20 protein-coding genes are annotated in these 20,294 nt (G+C 48.1%); 9 read left to right on the forward strand and 11 right to left on the reverse strand.

Annotated features, from left to right (window positions below; translation table 11 throughout):
- Positions 1–74: 74 nt before the first annotated feature.
- From ricT to radA, 6 genes are all read right to left on the reverse strand, one after another.
- Positions 75–1,379 carry a regulatory iron-sulfur-containing complex subunit RicT gene (gene ricT, locus Q0577_RS19945; protein WP_298739402.1) on the reverse strand — a complete coding sequence of 435 codons (1,305 nt, stop codon included), beginning with the start codon at positions 1,377–1,379 and terminating at the stop codon, positions 75–77.
- Positions 1,380–1,650: 271 nt separating this feature from the next.
- Positions 1,651–2,790 (reverse strand): hypothetical protein, encoded by a 1,140-nt coding sequence (locus Q0577_RS19950; RefSeq protein WP_298739403.1) that lies wholly within the window; start codon positions 2,788–2,790, stop codon positions 1,651–1,653.
- A gap of 20 nt (positions 2,791–2,810) precedes the next feature.
- Positions 2,811–3,347: a hypothetical protein gene (locus tag Q0577_RS19955; RefSeq protein WP_298739404.1), complete on the reverse strand. Its 537-nt coding sequence runs from the start codon at positions 3,345–3,347 to the stop codon at positions 2,811–2,813.
- A 133-nt stretch (positions 3,348–3,480) separates the two neighbouring features.
- Complete coding sequence (locus Q0577_RS19960; RefSeq protein ID WP_298739405.1) at positions 3,481–4,014, reverse strand: glutathione peroxidase; 534 nt, start codon at positions 4,012–4,014, stop codon at positions 3,481–3,483.
- 87 nt (positions 4,015–4,101) lie between these two features.
- On the reverse strand, positions 4,102–4,797 hold the full coding sequence (locus Q0577_RS19965; RefSeq protein ID WP_298739406.1) for a ComF family protein: 696 nt from the start codon (positions 4,795–4,797) through the stop codon (positions 4,102–4,104).
- Between the two features lie 42 nt (positions 4,798–4,839).
- Positions 4,840–6,207 carry a DNA repair protein RadA gene (gene radA / locus Q0577_RS19970; RefSeq protein ID WP_298739407.1) on the reverse strand — a complete coding sequence of 456 codons (1,368 nt, stop codon included), beginning with the start codon at positions 6,205–6,207 and terminating at the stop codon, positions 4,840–4,842.
- Positions 6,208–6,796: 589 nt separating this feature from the next.
- On the opposite strand from radA, the gene Q0577_RS19975 reads away from it, so the two are divergent.
- From Q0577_RS19975 to pyrH, 8 genes are all read left to right on the forward strand, one after another.
- Positions 6,797–7,522: a zinc metallopeptidase gene (locus tag Q0577_RS19975; RefSeq protein ID WP_298739408.1), complete on the forward strand. Its 726-nt coding sequence runs from the start codon at positions 6,797–6,799 to the stop codon at positions 7,520–7,522.
- A gap of 249 nt (positions 7,523–7,771) precedes the next feature.
- Entirely contained in the window at positions 7,772–10,840 is a 3,069-nt protein-coding gene (locus Q0577_RS19980) for a TonB-dependent receptor (RefSeq protein WP_298739410.1), read from the forward strand.
- 10 nt (positions 10,841–10,850) lie between these two features.
- Entirely contained in the window at positions 10,851–12,251 is a 1,401-nt protein-coding gene (locus tag Q0577_RS19985) for a RagB/SusD family nutrient uptake outer membrane protein (protein WP_298739411.1), read from the forward strand.
- A gap of 324 nt (positions 12,252–12,575) precedes the next feature.
- The gene (gene rplM / locus Q0577_RS19990; RefSeq protein ID WP_298739412.1) at positions 12,576–13,019 is read left to right on the forward strand and encodes a 50S ribosomal protein L13; all 444 of its coding nucleotides are present in this window, start codon (positions 12,576–12,578) and stop codon (positions 13,017–13,019) included.
- Positions 13,020–13,033: 14 nt separating this feature from the next.
- The gene (gene rpsI / locus Q0577_RS19995; protein ID WP_298739413.1) at positions 13,034–13,423 is read left to right on the forward strand and encodes a 30S ribosomal protein S9; all 390 of its coding nucleotides are present in this window, start codon (positions 13,034–13,036) and stop codon (positions 13,421–13,423) included.
- Between the two features lie 109 nt (positions 13,424–13,532).
- Positions 13,533–14,546: a 30S ribosomal protein S2 gene (gene rpsB, locus Q0577_RS20000; protein ID WP_298739414.1), complete on the forward strand. Its 1,014-nt coding sequence runs from the start codon at positions 13,533–13,535 to the stop codon at positions 14,544–14,546.
- A 147-nt stretch (positions 14,547–14,693) separates the two neighbouring features.
- On the forward strand, positions 14,694–15,518 hold the full coding sequence (tsf, locus tag Q0577_RS20005) for a translation elongation factor Ts (RefSeq protein WP_298739415.1): 825 nt from the start codon (positions 14,694–14,696) through the stop codon (positions 15,516–15,518).
- A gap of 112 nt (positions 15,519–15,630) precedes the next feature.
- Complete coding sequence (gene pyrH / locus Q0577_RS20010; RefSeq protein WP_298739416.1) at positions 15,631–16,344, forward strand: UMP kinase; 714 nt, start codon at positions 15,631–15,633, stop codon at positions 16,342–16,344.
- A 74-nt stretch (positions 16,345–16,418) separates the two neighbouring features.
- On the opposite strand, the gene Q0577_RS20015 is transcribed toward pyrH, so the two are convergent.
- A complete protein-coding gene (locus Q0577_RS20015; RefSeq protein ID WP_298739417.1) occupies positions 16,419–17,543 on the reverse strand; it encodes a DUF3298 and DUF4163 domain-containing protein in 1,125 nt (374 codons plus the stop codon).
- An 84-nt stretch (positions 17,544–17,627) separates the two neighbouring features.
- On the opposite strand from Q0577_RS20015, the gene pdxH reads away from it, so the two are divergent.
- Positions 17,628–18,275 carry a pyridoxamine 5'-phosphate oxidase gene (gene pdxH, locus Q0577_RS20020; protein WP_298739418.1) on the forward strand — a complete coding sequence of 216 codons (648 nt, stop codon included), beginning with the start codon at positions 17,628–17,630 and terminating at the stop codon, positions 18,273–18,275.
- 89 nt (positions 18,276–18,364) lie between these two features.
- Here pdxH and Q0577_RS20025 read toward each other — a convergent pair whose 3' ends face one another.
- The 4 genes from Q0577_RS20025 to Q0577_RS20040 all read right to left on the reverse strand — a co-directional run bounded on the left by Q0577_RS20025 (position 18,365) and on the right by Q0577_RS20040 (position 20,286).
- The gene (locus tag Q0577_RS20025) at positions 18,365–18,481 is read right to left on the reverse strand and encodes a 30S ribosomal protein THX (protein WP_298739420.1); all 117 of its coding nucleotides are present in this window, start codon (positions 18,479–18,481) and stop codon (positions 18,365–18,367) included.
- A gap of 156 nt (positions 18,482–18,637) precedes the next feature.
- On the reverse strand, positions 18,638–18,907 hold the full coding sequence (locus tag Q0577_RS20030; protein ID WP_029465307.1) for an HU family DNA-binding protein: 270 nt from the start codon (positions 18,905–18,907) through the stop codon (positions 18,638–18,640).
- 306 nt (positions 18,908–19,213) lie between these two features.
- A complete protein-coding gene (locus tag Q0577_RS20035) occupies positions 19,214–19,516 on the reverse strand; it encodes a DUF4286 family protein (protein ID WP_298739438.1) in 303 nt (100 codons plus the stop codon).
- A gap of 5 nt (positions 19,517–19,521) precedes the next feature.
- The gene (locus Q0577_RS20040; RefSeq protein ID WP_298739441.1) at positions 19,522–20,286 is read right to left on the reverse strand and encodes an exodeoxyribonuclease III; all 765 of its coding nucleotides are present in this window, start codon (positions 20,284–20,286) and stop codon (positions 19,522–19,524) included.
- Positions 20,287–20,294: the final 8 nt, after the last annotated feature.

The following is a 20,294-nucleotide window of genomic DNA, read 5'->3' on the forward strand; positions in this document are numbered from 1 at the left end:
GTACGCAGATAAAATAAAAGCGGGTATCAGCCAATGGCGATACCCGCTTTTTTATCTGTTGTATAGTAAACTAACTATTCTTTGCCTTTATTGGGCCTTGGAGGGCGCGGTTTGTGATCCCTGTGGCCCCTTGGTTCTCTTGGTTCCTGCCGGTTATTGCTGTTATCCTGGCGGGGGCCCTGCTTTTCATGCCGCTGCTTTTGTTGCTGCGGATGTTGCTGTTTCTGCTCCCGGTGTTTTTGTTCTGGTCTTTGGTGCTGCTGTTTTTGCTCCTGCCTGTTATCACCACCGCCCCTTTTAGGCTGCTGTTGCGGCTGGGATTGTTTTTGACCTCCCTGCTGCGACTGTTGTTTCTGATGGTGTTGCTGCTTCTGTTTTTCCTTGTCCTTCTGCTTACGTTTGTGCGCAGTTTTTTCCAGGGAGCGAAGGCTGATATGGCCTACTACATCTGCAAAACCCAGGTCTGTTTCCTTAGGTTTGGACACCACTACTTCAACGGCTTTGAGTTCCTCGGGTTTAATACCCTGCTTGTTCAGCTGGCGGATCTCTTTAACACGGGAAATAGTGAGCGGATATTGTTTATTGCTGCTGTCGTAGCTGTACCACATGAGATTCTTGAAGATATCTCTTTTCTGCAGGCTGGCTACTCCCGCTGCTGTTTCGATGGTATCGGCGTCTTCGGGGAAGTCTTTCAGTGCATCCAGGTAGGTGTCCAGCTCGTAGTTAAGGCAACATTTGAGGCGGCCGCATTGCCCGGACAGCTTTGCCTGGTTGATAGACAGGTTCTGATACCTGGCTGCGGTGGTGTTCACGCTTTTGAAATCAGACAGCCAGGTGGAGCAGCAAAGCTCACGTCCGCAGCTGCCAATACCGCCAACCTTACCTGCTTCCTGCCGGGCGCCTATCTGTCGCATTTCTACCTTTACCCGGAATTCAGACGCATATACCTTGATCAGCTCGCGGAAATCCACGCGGTCATCTGCAGTATAGAAGAAAGTAGCTTTACGGCCATCGGCCTGTATCTCCACTTCTGTCAGCTTCATTTCAAGGCCCAGATTGCGGGCCAGGGCCCTTGCTTTTATCAGTGCTTCCCTTTCGCGGGCCTTGTTCTCGTTCATACGGTGCAGGTCGTCGGCCGTAGGACGGCGCAACACTTTTTTTACCTCCGGGGTATCTTCTGCCCGCCTTTTTTTCATCTGCAGCTTTACTAACTCGCCCGTAAGGCTTACGGTTCCTATATCAAAACCGCTGATGCCTTCCACTGTTACCATTTCACCTTTTTCAAAGAGCTGCCTGGTAACATTCCGGAAAAAATCTTTACGACTACCGTTATTAAAGCTTACTTCTATAATATCAAATGGTGCTAAGCTATCACTCAAGGGAATATTGGCCAGCCAATCAAATACATTAAGCCTGTTACATCCTCCGCTACTGCATCCTCCGTTGCTTTTGCATCCTGCTGGCTTCCCATCCGCACCCGTACCACATCCGGCACAAGCCATATTGTTCAGTTTAATTTAAATTTTACCAAATATCAATTCCAGTCCTACCCTCTGATCTCCTTCAAAATACATATTATTTTAAAGGATACAAAGGACAGTGGGCACAAAGGTAGCTAAAATCGGGGAAAGGTTGGCGGGATCGCCAATTTTAGAGCACCGGCAAGGGTTTATTCCGGAAAATGTACTGCAGGCGGATGGATAGCGCGTGAAATAGCAGCTTGGCATTGGCATTGCGTTCAATATAATAGCAGGCGTTATCCAGCAGTTCCATGATGCTCTCCATTTGTTGGAGGTTGGCCAGCTTATTCAGCTTGGCGGCAAAATCCATTTCTTCTTCAGAAAATGCCAGCTGTTCCCGGTTCAGGAACTGAAGACGCAGGCTATGCTCCAGCAGGTTGATAAAATAGCGAAGGAACTGTTTCTGGTTCTCGCGCCCGGTTTTGGTGCTGGCCATCTGTTCTATCCATGCCTGGAGTGCAGGACGATTGCCGGTAAATATAAAGTTCAGCCAGTTGCGCAGCAGCTCATGGTAATCATCCTCTGCATTCTGCAAAAGGGTTAATGCTTCGCGGTAATTTCCCATGGCAATGGTAGCCGCCTGTCTTGCTTTGGCAGGGGCTGCTCTGGCCCGGCTCACCAGCGCATCAACCAGCACTTCTTTGGGAAGCGGGTTAACCCTGATCAGGTGGGTGCGGGAGAGAATGGTGGCCAGTATTTGCTCCTGGTTTTCCGCTACCAGTATAAACAGGGTATTGGCCGGTGGTTCTTCTATCAGTTTCAGCAAACGGTTGCCTTCGTTGCCCAGGTATTCGGGCATCCACATCAGCAGTATCTTGTACTGGCTTTCAAAGCTTTTAAGACTGAGTTTGCGGATGATATCATGACATTCATTGGCCGTAATATTGCCCTGCTTATTCTCTGCCCCGATAAACTGCAGCCAGTCATAGGCATTGCCATAGGGATGAGTGCCGATAAACTCCCGCCATTCAGCCGCATAATCTGTACTCAGTGGTTTATCGCCGGGCTTGCGCGGAATAACAGGATAGGAAAAGTGAATGTCCGGGTGGATATACTGCGATGCTTTGACGCAGGCCGGGCATTGTCCGCAGGCATCGTTCTCCTGCTTGTTCTCACACACAAGATATTGGGTAAACGCCAGCGCCAGGGGTAAACCGCCCGCGCCTTCCGGGGCCAGCAGCAGCATGGCATGGCTAAGCCGGTTTTGTTGTACTGCCTGCACCAGCTGATGGTGAATATTTTCCTGTCCTATGATATCAGAGAATAGCATGAGGCAGCAAATCTAACACACTATTTCAGTGAAACAAAACAGACGTCGGTAAAAGTGCCGGTGCCCTTTACGGTGTGGTTATTGGCTTCAAAGTAGTAGGTGCCTGTCATGGTCAGCTTTTGAGGATCCCATTTGGTTAGCAGCACGCAGGAGGTATCGGTTTCAAAGTATTTGATGGTGGTGCCCTCTCTTATACCTGCCAAAACCAGTCCCTGGTTCACTCCCCGGTTGGTTTTGCTGTAATAATAAACTTTTTCGGGAAGGCTGTCATCCCATATGGCGTCGTTATGATATGGCCCGTCAAGCAGGTTAATAATAAGCTTGAAAGAATCTATCAGGGCTTCGGTGGCCAGGTGTTTATAGTTCCCGGTGTCCGCGGTGGTGCGAAATAAGGTGTTATTACTTATGTCAAGATCAATACCGCTGCTATCCTGGAAAGCCAGGTGCATGGTATAGCCTGAACAACTGTACGAAGGGGAATTACTGCCACTCTCACACGCACACCACATTCCCGAAAGTACAGCCACTGTTAATAAGGACAGTAGTTGTCTTTGCATATGTATTATACTCGGTTGAATAGTTATTATCCGCTTGACTGTCCACCTGTCCCGAAGCTTGCTGCGGGACAGGCGTTCAGTTCATTACACAGGTAAGGTGGCAATAGTTATGAGAGGGAGCAGCCCTGATACATCAATTGTAACGCTTTTCGATTGCAGCGATCACTTCTTCTGACAGGGGCTGTGTTTTTGGAGAAAATACGGCTACCAGGTTACCTTTTTCATCGATCAGGTATTTCTGGAAGTTCCAGGTAACTTCTTCCGGCTGAAAGTGTTTTGCCTTGCTCTCTGCCAGCAGCCATTTGTACAAAGGATGAATATCGTCCCCCTTTACAGATATTTTTGCTGCCATTGGGAAAGTTACAGCATATTTCCTGCTGCAGAATTCCTGTATCTCTTTGTTGCTGCCAGGCTCCTGCCCGTGAAAATTGTTAGCCGGAAAACCAACTATCACCAGTTTGCCCTGGTACTTTTTGTAAAGTTTTTCCAGGTCGGCATATTGCGGGGTATTGCCGCATTGGGAGGCAGTGTTAACGATCAGGATCTTTTTGCCTTTATAATCGGCAAAATTGATCTTTCCGCCATCAATAGATTCTACTTTAAAGCTATAAAAGGCTCCCGGTGCTGATAACAGTAACACCATGGATATAAGCAATGATTTAAACATAATAGCGCATTTTTATGAGGCAAAGTTAGCTGGTGGATATCAGTTGGTAAAGTTAATATATCCTGTGTCAAAATATTCAATAATTAATTAGCGGGTAAATGCCAGTGCGCAGACGCTTACAATAGCACCGGCCTCCCTGAGTGCCAGGCAGCAGGCTTCCGTGGTGGCGCCGGTAGTAATCACATCGTCAATGAGCAATACATGACGCCCGCGCAGATCTGCGGTTGCCGCCGCAGTAAATACACCCGACACGTTCTCCCAGCGGGATACCCGGTTCTTACGGGTCTGGGAATCAGTATAACTGAGCCGCTTCAGGGCATGCGGCAGCACCGGGCGGTGAATGATCTCAGCCAGGCCGGCGGCAAGCAGGGCAGACTGGTTATAACCGCGGCGGCGAACCCTGGTTTTATGCAGGGGAACGGGAACAATGCAGTCAATTTCGTTTAGCCATGTACTTTGCTGCAGCATAAGTCCCATCTGGCGGCCTAAATGCAGGGCAATGTCCCGTCGCCGGTGATATTTGAACTGGTGAACCAGGCGGCGTACCATAGCGCCCTGGTTGTAATAATACGCGGCCATGGCATGATGCACTTTTGTTCTTCCCCAGAATACCTTTTCCAGGGCATTATCGGCATACAAATGGAAGCCGGTAAGGGGAAGGCGGTGCTGGCAACGCAGGCAGAGCACATCTTCTGCGGCAGTAAGCCCTTCACCGCAATTGTCACAGACATGCGGATAAAAAAGATGTACCAGGGAAACAAACAGGTTCCGGATCATGGTCATAACAATGGGGTTTAAAAGCTGCAAGATAATCACTTACAGCTTTCAGAAGAGCTGTTGGTACACTTCATCCACCCGGCCTACCGGCACTACTTCAATATCAAATTTACCGGCGCCGCCTTTCTTGTTGTACCGGGATATAAAGATCTTATCGAACCCAAGCTTTTCTGCTTCCGCAATGCGTTGTTCAATACGGTTCACTGCGCGGATTTCCCCGCTGAGCCCCACTTCACCGGCAAAACAGATCTTGCTGCCGATAGCTGTATCTTCATATGATGAGAGCAGGGCACACAATACGGCAAGATCAATGGCAGGATCTTCTACCCGGATGCCGCCTGCAATGTTGAGAAACACATCTTTTACACCAAAATGAAAGCCACCACGTTTTTCCAGTACAGCCAGCAGCAGTTGAAGACGGCGAAGATCAAAACCGGTGGCGGTACGTTGCGGTGTACCATACACAGATTGGGTTACCAGCGCCTGCACTTCCACCAGCATAGGCCGCATGCCTTCCATCGTTGCGGCAATGGCCACTCCGCTTAGCTGGTCTTCCCGCTGCGAGATCAGTATTTCTGATGGATTGGTAACCTGCCGCAAACCCTGTCCCGTCATTTCATAAATGCCAAGTTCTGCGGTGGATCCAAACCTGTTCTTGATAGTTCGCAAAATGCGATAGGAATAGTGCTGGTCGCCTTCAAACTGCAGTACAGTGTCTACCATGTGCTCCAGAATTTTAGGCCCGGCAATAGCGCCATCTTTGGTAATGTGACCAATGAGGAAAACAGGCGTATGTGTTTCTTTGGCAAAACGTTGCATTTCTGCTGCAGTTTCCCGTATCTGGGATATACTGCCCGGCGCTGCTTCAATGAAAGGCGATTGAAGGGTTTGTATCGAATCAATGATCACAAGTTGGGGGTGCAGTTTTTTTACTTCCTGGAAGATAGTTTGGGTAGACGTTTCCGTAAGAAGGTAGAACTGATCATTTTTTATTCCCAGGCGGTCTGCACGCATCTTTACCTGTTGTGCACTTTCTTCTCCGCTTACGTAAAGGGTGGTGATATGCGGCAGCAGCAGCGCGTTCTGCAAGAAAAGTGTAGACTTACCAATGCCGGGCTCTCCACCCACCAGTACCAGCGAGCCAGGTACAATACCACCGCCGAGTACGCGGTTAAGCTCTGCATCAGGTGTCAGCAGCCGCTCTTCTTCAGTGCCGCTTATTTCCGAAAGGTTAATGATGTTATCAGAGCGGGAAGGCGCTTCCTGTTTCCAGTTATTATTACGCAGGGGAACATCTTTCTGTATCTTTTCTTCTACAAACGTGTTCCATTGTCCGCAGCTCGGACACCTTCCGTTCCATTTAGCTGATTCGTATCCACATTGCTGACAAAAGAAGGCGGTCTTTATCTTGCTCATAAAAAAATGTTTGAACGTCTGAAGATCGGAAAGTTTGAAAAGGGGGTAAAACGTTATCAAACGTTCAAACTTTAAACTTTCAATTCTTCACCTCAAACATAGGAAAAAGAAAAAGAGCCAACAGAAGATTCCGTTGACTCTTTCTACTTACTAACCCATTAAATTCAGGTCTAAATTACTAAATGGGTTCAGAATAAAAAAGTTTATTTAATTGATGTGAATAACTTTTGAAAAGTTTTCATAATGTGACAGATCGGCTCCCATCGCTTGTTTCAGCGCATTTTGAATTTAATATTACTTGCATTGTTCGGTCGTAAAATATTGATAAATAGGAGTGATAACCGTTTATTTTACATATGAAAAAAGCCTAATAATATAGGTTTTAATTACTGTCAAATAGTCTTATATGACAGGGGGTACTTTTTGTTCAGCGTCATAATGACAGTGTTAATTTTTTAAACTGACAAGACGCCGCAGCCTTAAGCCTTCATTTCTTAAGGAAACCTTAAAAAGGGCTGAACCGTATTGTTTGGATGAAAATTTGATCATTTACCTTAGTAATTTTACAACATATTTTAACCTATTGAGCATGACACCAAGTTTGATGTTATTTATTATGCCCGGTATGCCCCCCGGCGTGATGTTCTTATCCCTGCTGTTCATCGGTATCAGCATGCTCGTCAGCTGGCGCCTCAAAAGCAAGTTTAAGCAATATAGCGAGGTGCCTACCTCATCCGGGATGACCGGAAAGCAGATTGCCGAAAAAATGCTGCGGGATAATGGAATTTATGATGTGCAGGTGGTTTCTGTGGATGGTTTCCTGTCAGATCACTATAATCCTGCCAATAAAACCGTAAATCTTAGTCCGGAAGTATATAGCAGCGCCAGTGTTGCTGCCGCTGCCGTAGCCGCCCATGAGTGCGGCCACGCAGTTCAGCACGCTGCTTCCTACCGCTGGCTGGCCATGCGCTCTAAACTGGTGCCGGCGGTACAGATCAGCTCCAGCCTGGTACAATGGGTCCTGCTGGGCGGTATATTGCTGGTAAACGTGTTCCCGGCCCTGCTGCTGGGCGGTATTATACTGTTTGGCGTAACCACTCTGTTCTCTGTGATCACGCTGCCGGTGGAGTTTGATGCATCCCGGAGGGCACTGGCGTGGTTAAACAGCGCCGCTATTATGAGACCCCAGGAGCACAGCAAGGCCAAAGATGCCCTCTGGTGGGCCGCTATGACCTATGTTGTAGCCGCCGTAGCGTCTATCGTTACACTTTTCCAGTACCTCATGATCTACATGGGCGCCCGGAACCGGGACTAGTAAACTTTGTCAGGATTGCACCACTTATAAGGAAAAAATCCCATTTGTCAGTCGGCAATGGGATTTTTTCAATTTAGCTATTAAATTCATTCGCTTTAATTTAATTTTCCTTTAATTAAATATATACTTTTAGACTGTAGGGACAAATGCGGCTAAATTGCCTTCATCATATTGCTGTTTAACGAAGTGTCCGGTTGGGCCGCCGGCCTTCCCCCTTCAAGACAAGATAATTGAACCAAAATATTGCTTATGCAACAATTTTACGCAGTTCTCATGGGCATGCTGTTGTGCATGTTGCAATTGGGCTATGCGCAGCAACGAACAGTGATGGGCCGGGTAACCGATGCGACAGACGGCGCTGTTTTGCCGGGAGTAACTGTAAAGGTCAAAGGAACTACGGCGGGAGCGTTCACCAACGCTGATGGCGCTTTCGTTGTTAGTGTGCCTTCCTCCGCACAAACCCTCGTTTTTACCTTTCTTGGTTATACAGACCAGGAAGTAGATATTGCCGGACGGCAGGAAATAAATGTGCGGCTATCTGCCGGTAATAAAATCCTGTCAGAAGTGATGGTAGTAGGCTATGGCACCCAGGCAAAGCGTGATCTGACAGGCGCCATTGCCAAAGTATCCTCCGGGGAGATCGAAAACTTTCCCGCTCCCAGCTTTGAGTCTGCCATACAGGGCAAGGCGGCCGGTGTGGTAATAGAATCGGGCAGCGGTAAAGTAGGGCAGGGCCTGAAAGTACGGATCAGAGGCACCTCCTCCATCTCTGCCAGCAGCCAGCCCTTATATGTGATAGATGGTCTGCCTGTGCAGACGGCCAGTGTTTCTGACGTCAATAACGAGATCACCAACCCTGTTGCTGACATTAACCCCAACGATATTGCGTCCATAGAGGTGTTGAAAGATGCCGCTGCTGCCGCTATCTACGGCGCCAGGGCTGCTAACGGAGTGGTACTGATCACCACCAGGAAAGGAAAGGCAGGTCAGAAAACAGTGATCAGCCTTGACCTCAACAGCAGTTGGGGCAAGCCCACCAAAAAACGGGGTTTCCTTAATGCTAAACAATATGTAGACCTGGTGGAAGAAGCTGCCGTAAACGACGGCCGTATAGATTTCGCCAACGGCTATAACGGTTTTGGAACAGAGCAGGAGGCAATAGACGTTTACAAAGCGTATTATGAAAGCGCTATACTTGACAGGTACGCCATTGGTACCGACTGGCGTAACCAGGAGGTGAACACCAACTGGGAAGACGCCATTTACCGCTCCGTAGCCAGGGGCAACCAGCTAAACCTCTCAGCCTCCGACGGAAATGAGAAAACACGCTTCTTTGCTTCCGGCTTCTACAACGCGCAGGACGCCATCGTGATCAACAATAAATTTACCCGTTACGGCGGACGCTTAAACCTGGAACATTCCGCCACAGACAAGCTGTCAATAGGCCTCAACCTAAGCATCGCCAGGTCGCAACTCGACAGGGTTACACAGGATAATAACTACTCTACCCCAGGCCAGCTGGTGGCCCAGCTGCCCATATCGCCGGTCATAGATCCCGCCACAGGAAAGCTCAATAAAAGGACCTTATACGCCAACAGTCTGCTGGATGCAGCCCTGAACAGTGACAAACAAACCACTTTCAGAAGCCTGGGCAACGCTTACGCCAATTATAATTTTCTGCCCTGGCTCTCTTTCCGCACGGAGTTCGGCGCAGATGTGCTGAGCTTTTACCAGGAAAGATTTATAGGAAAGGACGCGACAGACGGCGGTGGCGTTGGCTTCGGAGAATCGGCTTCTGCGCAGAACGTCAGTTTCAATACCAATAACTATTTTACCGTTTCACCGCTGCTGGGCGCGCAACACAAGCTCTCTGCCGTTATAGGTATGAGTTATCTGCAGAATGATGCTAAAGAGGTAATAGCGCAGGGCAGGGAATATCCTTCAGATGCTATAAAGAACCTTACCGGCGCCACTTCTATTACCTTTGCAGGCTCCGTTAACAACAGGTACGATTTTATTTCTTACTTCCTTCGCGCCAACTACAGCTTTAACGACAGGTACCTGGCTGGGCTGAGTGTCAGAACAGACGGATCTTCCCGTTTTGGCCCGGATAAGCGCTACGGTACATTTCCTGCAGCATCGCTGGGATGGATACTGTCAGAGGAAGGTTTTCTGAAAGGTTCCAGTGTGCTGAACTTTTTGAAGCTGCGGGCCAGCTATGGTTTAACAGGTAATGCCGAGATCGGGGAATACGAGTACCTGTCCCTGTACGGTATCAGTAATTATCCTTCACTACCCGGCTTTGTTCCCACGCAGCTGGGCAACCCGGACCTGCACTGGGAAAAAACAGCACAGGCAGATGTGGGGATTGAGTTTGGTATCCTTGCTAATCGTTTATCCGGAGAGGTAGATTATTATAACAAAAGAACAACAGACCTCCTGTTAAATGTAAATATCCCTTCCAGTACAGGCTTTGACGTTATCACCCGGAATCTGGGCAAACTGCGTAACCAGGGCCTGGAGCTTACTCTGAACTCCGTAAATATAGACGGCGCTTTCAGGTGGACCACTTCATTCAACATTGCATTCAATAAGAACAGGATAACAGACCTCCGGGGGCAGATCATTGAAAGTGGCCAGCAGCGAGCCGTAGAAGGAGAAGCGATCGGTGTGTTCTATCTGCCCAAATACCTGGGCGTAGATCCCGCAACCGGCGATGCACAATACATGGATAAAGATGGCAAGCCCACCAGCAACTACGCCCAGGCAGTAAGAACAGTGGTGGGCAACGCAAATCCGGATTATACCGGTGGTTTTGCCAATAACTTTAGCTACAAAGGTGTTGACCTGAGTGCCTTTTTTACATTTGTACAGGGCAATGAGATCTATAACAGGGCAGGGGCTTACCAGTCGTCCGGTTTCAGCGGCGGCTTCGATAACCAGACAACAGAAGTATTGCGCAGGTGGCAGAAACCCGGCGATATTACCGATGTACCGCGTATAAGCATCAGCTATCCTACCGGGCAGCGTGCATCCAGCAGATGGATCTACGATGGTTCGTATATCCGTTTAAAAATGCTTACAGTGGGATATACCCTGCCTAAACAGGTACTGTCTGTGCTGAAGATCAACAGCGGCAGGTTATATCTTTCCGGCTATAACCTCTGGACAAAAACAGATTACATCAGCGATCCCGAAGTAAATACCACTCCGCTGGGCAGCTCCTCAGAAACAGACCGCAATGTAGCCGGCGGAACGGATTTTTACACCATACCCCAGGCGCGGACTTTTGTGGTGGGGTTGAATGTTAAATTCTAAATAGCACAACATGAAGCGCAACCGACATATACCTTTGAGATTTGTTATCAGCCTGCTGCTGCTGACAGCCGCAGCGTGTAACAGCAAGCTGGATGTAAAGCCCGGGCAGCATATTACACCGGATGAGATCCGGACAGCGGCTGATGTAAAGGCGGTGTTATTCGGCGCCTATAAATCCATGCAGGACTTTAACGCTTTCGGCGAACGGTATATTCTAATCCCAGACCTGCTGGGCAGCGCGGGACAGGTATCTTTTGTGGGCACTTTCACTGAATACCGCGATATATTCAACAAGGCACAGGTAGCGCAATCGCTCATCGCCCAGGGCATCTGGCAGCGTTCGTATGTTACCATTAACGGCGCCAACGTGGTACTGAGTAAGCTGGACCTGCTGGATGCTGCCGAAAAAGACGCTGTTGAAGGTGAGGCCAGATTTGTACGCGCCCTTACCTATTATGAGCTGGTAAACCTGTTCGGACAACCTTACTCAGCAGGCAATATCGGCGTGAATGAAGCCGTACCACTGGTGCTGGAGCCTACAACGGTATATGATCCTGAAAAGGATAATAAACCCAGGGCAACGGTGGATGCAGTGTATAAACAGATTGTCAGCGACCTCACAGCGGCTGCCGCAACACTGCCCGCATCATATAGTGACAATAACGGCAGGGCAACAAAGTATGCCGCCCAGGCTCTCCTGTCTAAGGTATACATGGCGCAGGCCAGATACACGGAGGCAGCCACCGCCGCCACAGAAGTGATCAGCGAAGGCGGCTTTTCACTGGCAGCTACCTTTGATAAAGCGTTTAATAATGTGTCCGGCTCTACCGAAGATATTTTTGCCATGCTGCAGACAGACCAGAGCAATGGCGGTTCTGCCAACAGCGGATTAACTACCATGTATGCGGCCTATAATGCCACCCCTATGGCAGGAAGGGGTGATGTGCGCGTGGACACCAATCTTTATAAAATCTACGGGGAACATGACGACCGCAGGGCTTTTATATACGAGGGTACAGGCATTGCGGGCGGCATAGGGGAGTACTCCCGCAAGTGGAAAGACTTTTACAGGGCTATCCCGGTGATCAGGCTGGCAGACATATACCTGATACGCGCTGAGGCCAATGCCCGGGCAGGAGCCACTATTGGAGGTAAGACCCCGCTGGAGGATGTGAATACGGTAAGGGTCCGCGCTCATGCTGCAGCCCTGGCTACCGTTACGGCAGAGCAGGTGGTGGAAGAACGTTTCCGGGAGCTGGCCTTTGAAGGTGATTGGCTGTGGACGCGTAAGCGGCTGAAAATGAATATCGGTACCCGGTCCTATAATGATCCCAAAATGGTGTTACCGGTACCGCAGCGGGAGCGTGACGTGAACGAACTGCTCAGTCAGAACCCGGGCTACGATAACTAACCCCGGCCCGGGGACTGTTATATTATATTAACTATTTGATTCCTGCGCAATTCTTGCTCTATCCTTCTCATCCTGTTTTGGGTAAATAGTATCATTCTCCTGTTGAGAAGTGATACTTTTTGCCCTGTCCAGCACGCCGGCTGATGGCCCATCTACGTTGTGTTGAAAACTTTTAGCCAAAAATTTTATTGAAAATCAGTTAATTGCAGAGGTGTCTTGCAAAAAAGACCACGAAATCCATGGTTATTCCATAGCAACTACTTAGCTTTGCACTCCCGATTTTACGGGATAACTGTTTACTGACGTAAATTTTATCGTATAAAAATGAACACCTTAAGTTACAAAACCAAATCGGCCAATGAGGCTACTGTAAAGCGTGACTGGTACATAGTGGATGCTACCAACCTGACGCTTGGACGTATGAGCGCCAAGATTGCGGCCATTCTGAGGGGTAAGAACAAACCGTACTACACGCCTCATACCGACTGTGGTGATTATGTAATCGTGATCAATGCAGAAAAGGTAATCCTGACCGGTAATAAAATGAACGAGAAAGAGTACCAGACCTTCTCCGGTTATCCCGGCGGCCAGAAAATAGAGCTGGCTAAGGATCTGATCCGTCGTCGTCCTGAGGTGGTGATAGAAAGGGCTGTAAAAGGCATGCTGCCTAAGAACCGCCTGGGCCGCAAGATGTACAAAAAATTATTTGCATATGCTGGCGCTGAGCATCCGCATGCTGCACAGAAACCGCAAACTTTAACTTTCTAATTCTTCTCTGATACATGGAAAAGCAAAAAAATACCATCGGTCGTCGTAAGGAAGCTGTTGCCCGCGTTTATATCAGCAAGGGTACCGGCGCCATTACAGTGAACGACAAGGATTATAAAACATACTTCGCGCTGATCTACCTGCAGAACCAGGTGGAAGCGCCGCTGAAGACCATTGATGCGCTGGACAAATTTGACGTGAAAGTAAATGCCGCCGGCGGTGGTATCAAAGGTCAGGCAGAAGCTGTGAAACTGGGTATCGCCCGCGCACTGTGTGAAGTGAACCCTGAGTTCCGCCCTGCCCTGAAAGCAGCTGGCCTGCTTACCCGTGATCCGAGGTCTGTTGAACGTAAGAAACCAGGTAAACGTAAAGCCAGAAGGAGCTTCCAGTTCTCTAAACGCTAGTATATGGGAGCTATTAGCTATAGCCTTTAGCCCATTAGCTAAATGCTAGCAGCTAAAAGTGCTAGAAGCTAATTATTTTATTGATCCTTTTTAACAGAGTATAATACACATGGAAAATAATACCTCATTGCAGCAGCAGTTACTGGAGGCAGGTGTACACTTCGGCCACCTGAAGAAAAAATGGAACCCGAAGATGCTGCCATATATCTTCGCCGAAAAGAAAGGTATTCACATCATCGATCTGAACAAGACCGTTGAAGGTTTGCAGGAAGCAGCCGCCGCGCTGAAATCCATCGCAAAGAGCGGTAAGAAGATCATGTTCGTGGCCACCAAGAAACAGGCTAAGGAAATAGTAGCAGAAGCTGCCAAGCGTGTTAACATGCCTTACGTTACCGAAAGGTGGCTGGGTGGTATGCTGACCAACTTCGCTACTATCCGTAAGAGCGTGAAGAAAATGCAGAGCATCGAAAAAATGCTGACAGATGGTACTTTCGATAACATCACCAAGAAAGAACGTCTGACACTGAGCCGTGATAAAGAGAAAATGGAAAAGGTTCTGGGCGGTATCGCTCAGCTGGCCCGTGTTCCGGCTGCACTGTTCATCGTAGATATCAGCCACGAGCACATTGCACTGGCAGAAGCTCGTCGCCTGGGTGTTTCCACCTTCGGTATGGTAGATACCAACTCCGATCCTACCAAGGTGGATTTCGCAATCCCTGCCAACGATGACGCTACTAAATCAATCGCTATCGTAACCAACTATATCGCAGCTGCAATCGCAGAAGGCCTGGCTGAAAGGGCTACTGAGAAAACAGATGACGTAGTGGAAGAAGAAGAAGCTGACAGCAAGGCGCTCCGCTTTGAACTGGAAGGCGGTGAAGACCGTGAAAGAGGCCGTAAAAGCGGTCCTGGCGGCGGCGGCAGAGGCCCCGGCAGCGGCGGCAGAGGCCCTGGTGGTGGCAACAGGCAAGGTGGTGGTAACAGGCCCGGCGGCGGTGGCGGAAGAGGTCCCGGCGGCGGTAACAGGCCCGGTGGTGGCGGTGGCGGACAGCGCCGTCCTTCTGGAGCAGGTGGCGGCAACAGGCCTGGTGGCCCCCGGCCCGGTGGTGGTCCCCGACCCTAATCAGTAGCACAAGCATATACCAATTACGAATTATCATTTACGAACCGCAAAGTAGCGATCAGCATGATTAACTACATGGGTTTTGTAATTGGTAATTCGTAATTGCATAAGATAATACCTTTGTAAACTTTTAAACTATTTATAGTCATGGCAACAATTACAGCAGCTGATGTAAACAAACTGCGTCAGCAAACTGGCGCCGGTATGATGGACTGCAGGAAGGCACTGGTGGAAAGTGACGGTGATTTTGAAAAAGCAGTTGATTACCTGCGTAAGAAAGGACAGAAAGTAGCGGCTTTACGTTCTGACCGCGAAACCAAGGAAGGTGTGATCATCGCAAAAACCGCTGAAGATGGTAAAGCTGGCGTGATCGTAGGTCTGGGTTGCGAAACCGATTTTGTGGCCAAGAATGAAGACTTCATAAAATTTGCTCAGTCCATCGTTGACCTGGCCCTGGCAAGTGGTATCAAAACCATTGAAGAACTAGGTGCAGCCACACTGGACGGCGCAACTGTAGCTGATAAGGTAAATGATCAGGTAGCCAAGATCGGTGAAAAGATCACCCTCGCTAAATTTGAAAGAATAGAAGCAGCTTCCGTTACTGCCTATATCCACGGTAACTACCGCATGGGCGTACTGGTTGGCTTCACCAAACCTGTTGCCGGAGAAGTTGGTAAAGACGTTGCTATGCAGATCGCTGCCATGAACCCCATCGCAGTAGACGCTGACAGCGTTCCTGCAGATGTAGTGGCCCGTGAAAAAGAGATCGCCATCGAACAGGTGAAAGCAGAAGGCAAAGCACCAGAAATGGCTGAAAAGATCGCCGCCGGTAAGGTGAATAAATTCTTTAAAGAAAGCACCCTGTTACAGCAGGCTTTCGTGAAGGATAACAGTAAATCTGTTGCAGATTACCTGAAATCAGTAGCTGCTGATCTCACTGTAACAGCCTTCAAACGCATTGCATTAGGGTAAATATAAAACCTGTGAAAAAGGAGAGAATCTAAATTCTCTCCTTTTTTTTGTGCATATACCTGTATATTTATCATATTAAACTAACTACCTTCTTCAATCTTATTATAGCGTCATGTTGCCAAAGTATAAGCGTATTTTGCTCAAACTGAGCGGTGAGTCCCTGATGGGCGATGGTAATTATGGTATTGATCCTAAAGTAATAACACATTATGCGTATGATATTAAAGCCGTTACAGACCTGGGCGTTCAGGTGGCAATTGTGATTGGCGGCGGTAATATCTACCGTGGTATGAACGAAGCAGAGACAGGCATTGAAAGGGCTCAGGGTGACTATATGGGCATGCTGGCAACAGTAATCAACGGAATGGCCATGCAAAGCGGCCTTGAAAAAGTAGGCCTGTATACCCGTCTGCAATCTGCCATTAAGATGGAGCAGATCGCGGAACCTTATATACGCCGCCGCGCTATCAGGCACCTGGAAAAGGGCCGGGTGGTGATCTTCGGCGCAGGAACGGGTAATCCCTATTTTACTACAGATACAGCCGCTTCCCTGCGCGCTATTGAAATACAGGCCGATGTGATCCTCAAAGGCACCCGGGTAGATGGTATTTACACGGCCGACCCAGAAAAGGACAGCACCGCCACCCGGTTTGAGTCTATCACCTTTGCGGAAGTATACCAGAAGTCACTGAACGTAATGGATATGACCGCGTTTACACTCTGCCAGGAAAACAAACTGCCAATCATTGTATTTGATATGAATAAACCCGGTAACCTGCTGCAGGTGATCATGGGTAAGAATGTGGGTACACTGGTAAGCGGATGATCCGCGATGATATTAATGAAAGAGGGGATGCGCCGCCGGCGTATCCCCTCTTTTTTATGGTGGCAATAGTACTACTACTTTGAATAGTCTTCCTTCAGGATATCCTTAATATGATCATACGGCACAAACAGATTTACCTGCCCTAATGCATACGGGCCAATCTCATAGGGTGTATAGCTGAACATAACTCCCTTATTGGTGAGTATAAAGTTGTTGTTCGGTTCAATATTGTCCACTATCAGCATGCCTTTTACAGGTTCATCTTCAGGTACCCTGTACTTTTTACGGAAGGCCTGCTCCAGCTCCCTGGTCAGTATGGTTTTATAATCTCCCTTGAACACATCGTCGGCTGTCAGTACCTTTTGCCTGGAAAGATCAAGTACCTGGTAGATAGCACCGCCATTGCCGTGCGCCCCGCCGGTATAATCATATGAGAAGCTTTCCAGTGCAAGGAGGGGATAGCGGTTCCAGATCACCTTCATATCGCTTTCAGCCGTCCAGTCCCAGATAGGGCTTACACTATCTTCTTTTAATGCGGAGGTGTCTACGTCTATAGCGTTGCCTTTATAAAAAAGCAGGAAAGAATCCACCTCTTTTTTTACGAGCTGCCGTGGTGTGATATCTGCCTTGCCGCCGCTCATCACGCTTTTGATAAAGTCTGCAGTTTTGCTGTCTGTGCCCTCAGCAGGCCACAGGATACTGTTGCTTGCAATAGCTACAGGCGAATACGGATGGCCAGGCACAAGGGCGGATGAATCTACAACCCTGTACACATCAAACAGTATGGCCTTATCAAAATTCTTTTTCAAAGAGAAGGGGTGAGAGGTGCCGGCACCCCGCCAGGTACCCTTAAAACTTCCTTCGGGATCAAAGCGGCCTTTGAAGGTAATCTCCTCGTCTGTATGGCTGTTTTCGTACAGGGTTAACTGTTGGCTAAAATCCAGTCCGCCCCATATATCTATCGGTTCACCGATGCGGTCATAGCTGTAATACCCCCTGAAAACATCCGGGTTGGTCTTCATCAGGTGCATGGTAACCGGCTGACTGGCGATAGTGCCTTTTAGCTGCATGTAGAAGTAGGGAGAAGCGACAGCAGCAGTGTCGGCATTTACTGTTGTTTGCTGTTCTTGCTTAGGCTGCTGATGGCAGGCTGCCAGTCCGGCTGTGATAAATATAAAGGATAACAGGATTCTGTTCATAACCGCATATGTTGAACAGCTGCAATTTTACAAATAATTATTTTGACTCTTCATTAATACCTTTGTAATTATAAACATGGCCTTATGTTGAATCAAGAAATAGCAGCATTGCGTAAAGATTACCGCCTGGCCGCTTTAGATGAAAGCGAGGTAGCACAACATCCCCTTCAACAATTTGAACTGTGGTGGCAGGAAGCCATTAACAGCCAGCTGGATGAGCCCAATGCCATGACGCTGTCTACCAGCACACCAGAAGGCAGGCCTTCTGCGCGCATTGTATTATTAAAGAGCTTTGATGCAGACGGGTTTATTTTCTTCACTAACTACGAAAGCCGCAAAGGTGTGGAGATGGCTGCCAACCCGCAGGTAAGCCTCTTGTTTTTCTGGCGTGAGCTGGAAAGGCAGGTACGTATAGACGGTACAGTGAGCAAAACAGATGCTGCCACCAGCGATGAGTACTACCGTACACGCCCGCTGGGCAGCCGTATTGGCGCTATTGCTTCTCCTCAGAGCAGGGTAATACCGCATCGGAGTTTCCTGGAAGAGCAGGTGAATATCATTGCAGCAAAGTATGTGCTGGAAGAGCCTGAAAGACCGCAGCACTGGGGCGGATATATTGTGAAGCCAACCCTGATGGAGTTCTGGCAGGGGCGTAGTAACCGTTTACATGACAGGGTGCAGTATACTTTAACGGCAGGAGGAACGTGGCAGATAGACCGGCTGGCGCCTTAATAAAATAAAAAAGAAAAAGTAAAAACTGAAAACTCCATGCAGTACTTCGCGCTGTTTTTTCTTTTTTACTTTTTCTTTTTACTTCTTCATTACCCTTTCTTTTCTGCTTTAGCAGCAGCAGTCTTACGAACTTTGGCGGGTCTTGATTTACCGAAGGATCCGTTAGAGATCTTACCTTTTTTGGTTTTGATATCTCCTCTACCCATTTTGATAATAGTTTACAGTTTACAATTGGCAGCTGTTACACTGCCTGAAATCAGCCGCAAATTACATAATTCATCGCATTCATAACAGCGTCGTAATAAGGGCAAAAAAAAAGCAAGAAACATATGTTCCTTGCTTGAATAAGTTGTGCTAACTGATTAGAGCTTGTCAGACAGCGCTTTACCAGCTTTGAATTTAGCAACTTTTTTAGCTTTGATCTTGATGATCTGGCCAGTCTGTGGGTTTCTACCGTTACGAGCAGCACGTTTAGAAACAGAGAAGGTACCGAAACCTACCAGGGTTACTTTACCACCTTTTTTCAGTGTATCAGCAACAGCTTTGGTGAAAGAGTCCAGAGCTTCGTTAGCTTGGGTTTTGGTGATTGCGGCATCTTTGGCCAGCTTGTCGATTAATTCGGCTTTGTTCATAGTTAGTAAGATTTAACTAGTGAAAAAAATGTTTGATGTGAGCAAATATAGCGCGTTTTATCAGATTACCAAATTTTTTACCCCAGTAATGCTCAAATTTTTATCGGCTGTAAGGGGCTACTGGTAACGGTTACAGCTGATTGGCCCTTGTTGGGGAAGATAGCTGTTTATACCACGTTTTCCATGAGATCCGCTCCCACAGCGCATTTCCTTTGAACTAAGTAATAAACGCCTGTTTCCGGAAAGTATTGTGTAAGAGGGCCAATCCCTGAAAACAGTGGATTTCCTGTGGATAAGTTTGCGGGTTTATACCACCTGCATAACGGTTCTGAAGGCGATAAACTGGTTGCCAAACTGCTCATAACCCTTTTGTCTGAGCATAGGAGCATGCTCGTGAAGGAAGGTATGATAGTTCTCCAGGCTGTCCGTAAAGAACTGCACGGTAAATGTGGGTCCTTCCTGATCGTCCTGCTCCAGTAAACGACACATGCGGTAATCATGAAACAGGCCTGTAGCCATTATTTCCGGAATGTGTACTTCCTTCATCCACTGCACCCAGCGCTCATGGATGGCATTGGTAACCTTACTGGTAACGTTGTAAATGATCATGCTGTTTAAGGATGGAGTTCCAGGTATACCGGACAATGATCCGAATGGCATACCTGCTGGAATATTTCAGCGTGTTTAAGACGGCTTTGCAGCGGCGCGCTTACATTGATATAATCTATCCGCCAGCCCTTGTTATTGGCCCTTGCATTAGACCTTACACTCCACCAGCTGTATTGATGTGGATCCGGATTAAAATGACGGAAGCTGTCCACAAAACCGCTTTCGAAGAACCTATCCAACCAGGCTCTTTCTTCTGGCAGGAAGCCGGATGATTTCTTGTTGCCTACCGGATCATGAATATCGATCGGTTTGTGACAGATGTTATAATCGCCGCAGATAACCAGGTTGGGCCTTGTTTCCCGGAGTATGCCCACATAGCCGAAGAATTCTTCCAGCCACTGGTATTTATAGGTCTGGCGTTCATCTCCGCTGGTGCCTGAAGGCATGTAGGTATTGAGCAGGGTAATATCTTTAAAGTCGAGCCTGATCACACGGCCTTCCGCATCGCTTTGCATGAAGCCGTTCCCATATTGTACATTGTCAGGCGTTATACGTGAAAGTACGGCTACCCCGCTATACCCTTTTTTCTGGGCGGGGAACCAGTAATGCTCATAGCCCAGGTCTTCAAACAGGCGGTAGTTTACATTGTCTTTCTGGGCTTTGATCTCCTGGAGGCAGATAATATCACCCGGGTCTGTTTTCAGCCAGTCAACAAAACCTTTGGTCATGGCAGAACGTAAGCCGTTAACGTTATAGGAAACGATGCGCATATTTATTA

Origin of the sequence: uncultured Chitinophaga sp. (genome assembly GCF_937898475.1) — a bacterium.
In the GTDB taxonomy this organism is placed as follows: Bacteria; Bacteroidota; Bacteroidia; order Chitinophagales; family Chitinophagaceae; genus Chitinophaga.

Excerpts from the sequence above, each read along its gene's own strand:
- Q0577_RS19950 (WP_298739403.1), bottom strand. The coding sequence starts at position 2,790 with ATGCTATTCTCTGATATCATAGGACAGGAAAATATTCACCATCAGCTG.
- Q0577_RS19955 (WP_298739404.1), bottom strand. The coding sequence starts at position 3,347 with ATGCAAAGACAACTACTGTCCTTATTAACAGTGGCTGTACTTTCGGGA.
- Q0577_RS19960 (WP_298739405.1), bottom strand. The coding sequence starts at position 4,014 with ATGTTTAAATCATTGCTTATATCCATGGTGTTACTGTTATCAGCACCG.
- Q0577_RS19965 (WP_298739406.1), bottom strand. The coding sequence starts at position 4,797 with ATGACCATGATCCGGAACCTGTTTGTTTCCCTGGTACATCTTTTTTAT.
- radA (WP_298739407.1), bottom strand. The coding sequence starts at position 6,207 with ATGAGCAAGATAAAGACCGCCTTCTTTTGTCAGCAATGTGGATACGAA.
- Q0577_RS19975 (WP_298739408.1), top strand. The coding sequence starts at position 6,797 with ATGACACCAAGTTTGATGTTATTTATTATGCCCGGTATGCCCCCCGGC.
- Q0577_RS19980 (WP_298739410.1), top strand. The coding sequence starts at position 7,772 with ATGCAACAATTTTACGCAGTTCTCATGGGCATGCTGTTGTGCATGTTG.
- Q0577_RS19985 (WP_298739411.1), top strand. The coding sequence starts at position 10,851 with ATGAAGCGCAACCGACATATACCTTTGAGATTTGTTATCAGCCTGCTG.
- rplM (WP_298739412.1), top strand. The coding sequence starts at position 12,576 with ATGAACACCTTAAGTTACAAAACCAAATCGGCCAATGAGGCTACTGTA.
- rpsI (WP_298739413.1), top strand. The coding sequence starts at position 13,034 with ATGGAAAAGCAAAAAAATACCATCGGTCGTCGTAAGGAAGCTGTTGCC.
- rpsB (WP_298739414.1), top strand. The coding sequence starts at position 13,533 with ATGGAAAATAATACCTCATTGCAGCAGCAGTTACTGGAGGCAGGTGTA.
- tsf (WP_298739415.1), top strand. The coding sequence starts at position 14,694 with ATGGCAACAATTACAGCAGCTGATGTAAACAAACTGCGTCAGCAAACT.
- pyrH (WP_298739416.1), top strand. The coding sequence starts at position 15,631 with ATGTTGCCAAAGTATAAGCGTATTTTGCTCAAACTGAGCGGTGAGTCC.
- Q0577_RS20015 (WP_298739417.1), bottom strand. The coding sequence starts at position 17,543 with ATGAACAGAATCCTGTTATCCTTTATATTTATCACAGCCGGACTGGCA.
- pdxH (WP_298739418.1), top strand. The coding sequence starts at position 17,628 with ATGTTGAATCAAGAAATAGCAGCATTGCGTAAAGATTACCGCCTGGCC.
- Q0577_RS20025 (WP_298739420.1), bottom strand. The coding sequence starts at position 18,481 with ATGGGTAGAGGAGATATCAAAACCAAAAAAGGTAAGATCTCTAACGGA.
- Q0577_RS20030 (WP_029465307.1), bottom strand. The coding sequence starts at position 18,907 with ATGAACAAAGCCGAATTAATCGACAAGCTGGCCAAAGATGCCGCAATC.
- Q0577_RS20035 (WP_298739438.1), bottom strand. The coding sequence starts at position 19,516 with ATGATCATTTACAACGTTACCAGTAAGGTTACCAATGCCATCCATGAG.
- Q0577_RS20040 (WP_298739441.1), bottom strand. The coding sequence starts at position 20,286 with ATGCGCATCGTTTCCTATAACGTTAACGGCTTACGTTCTGCCATGACC.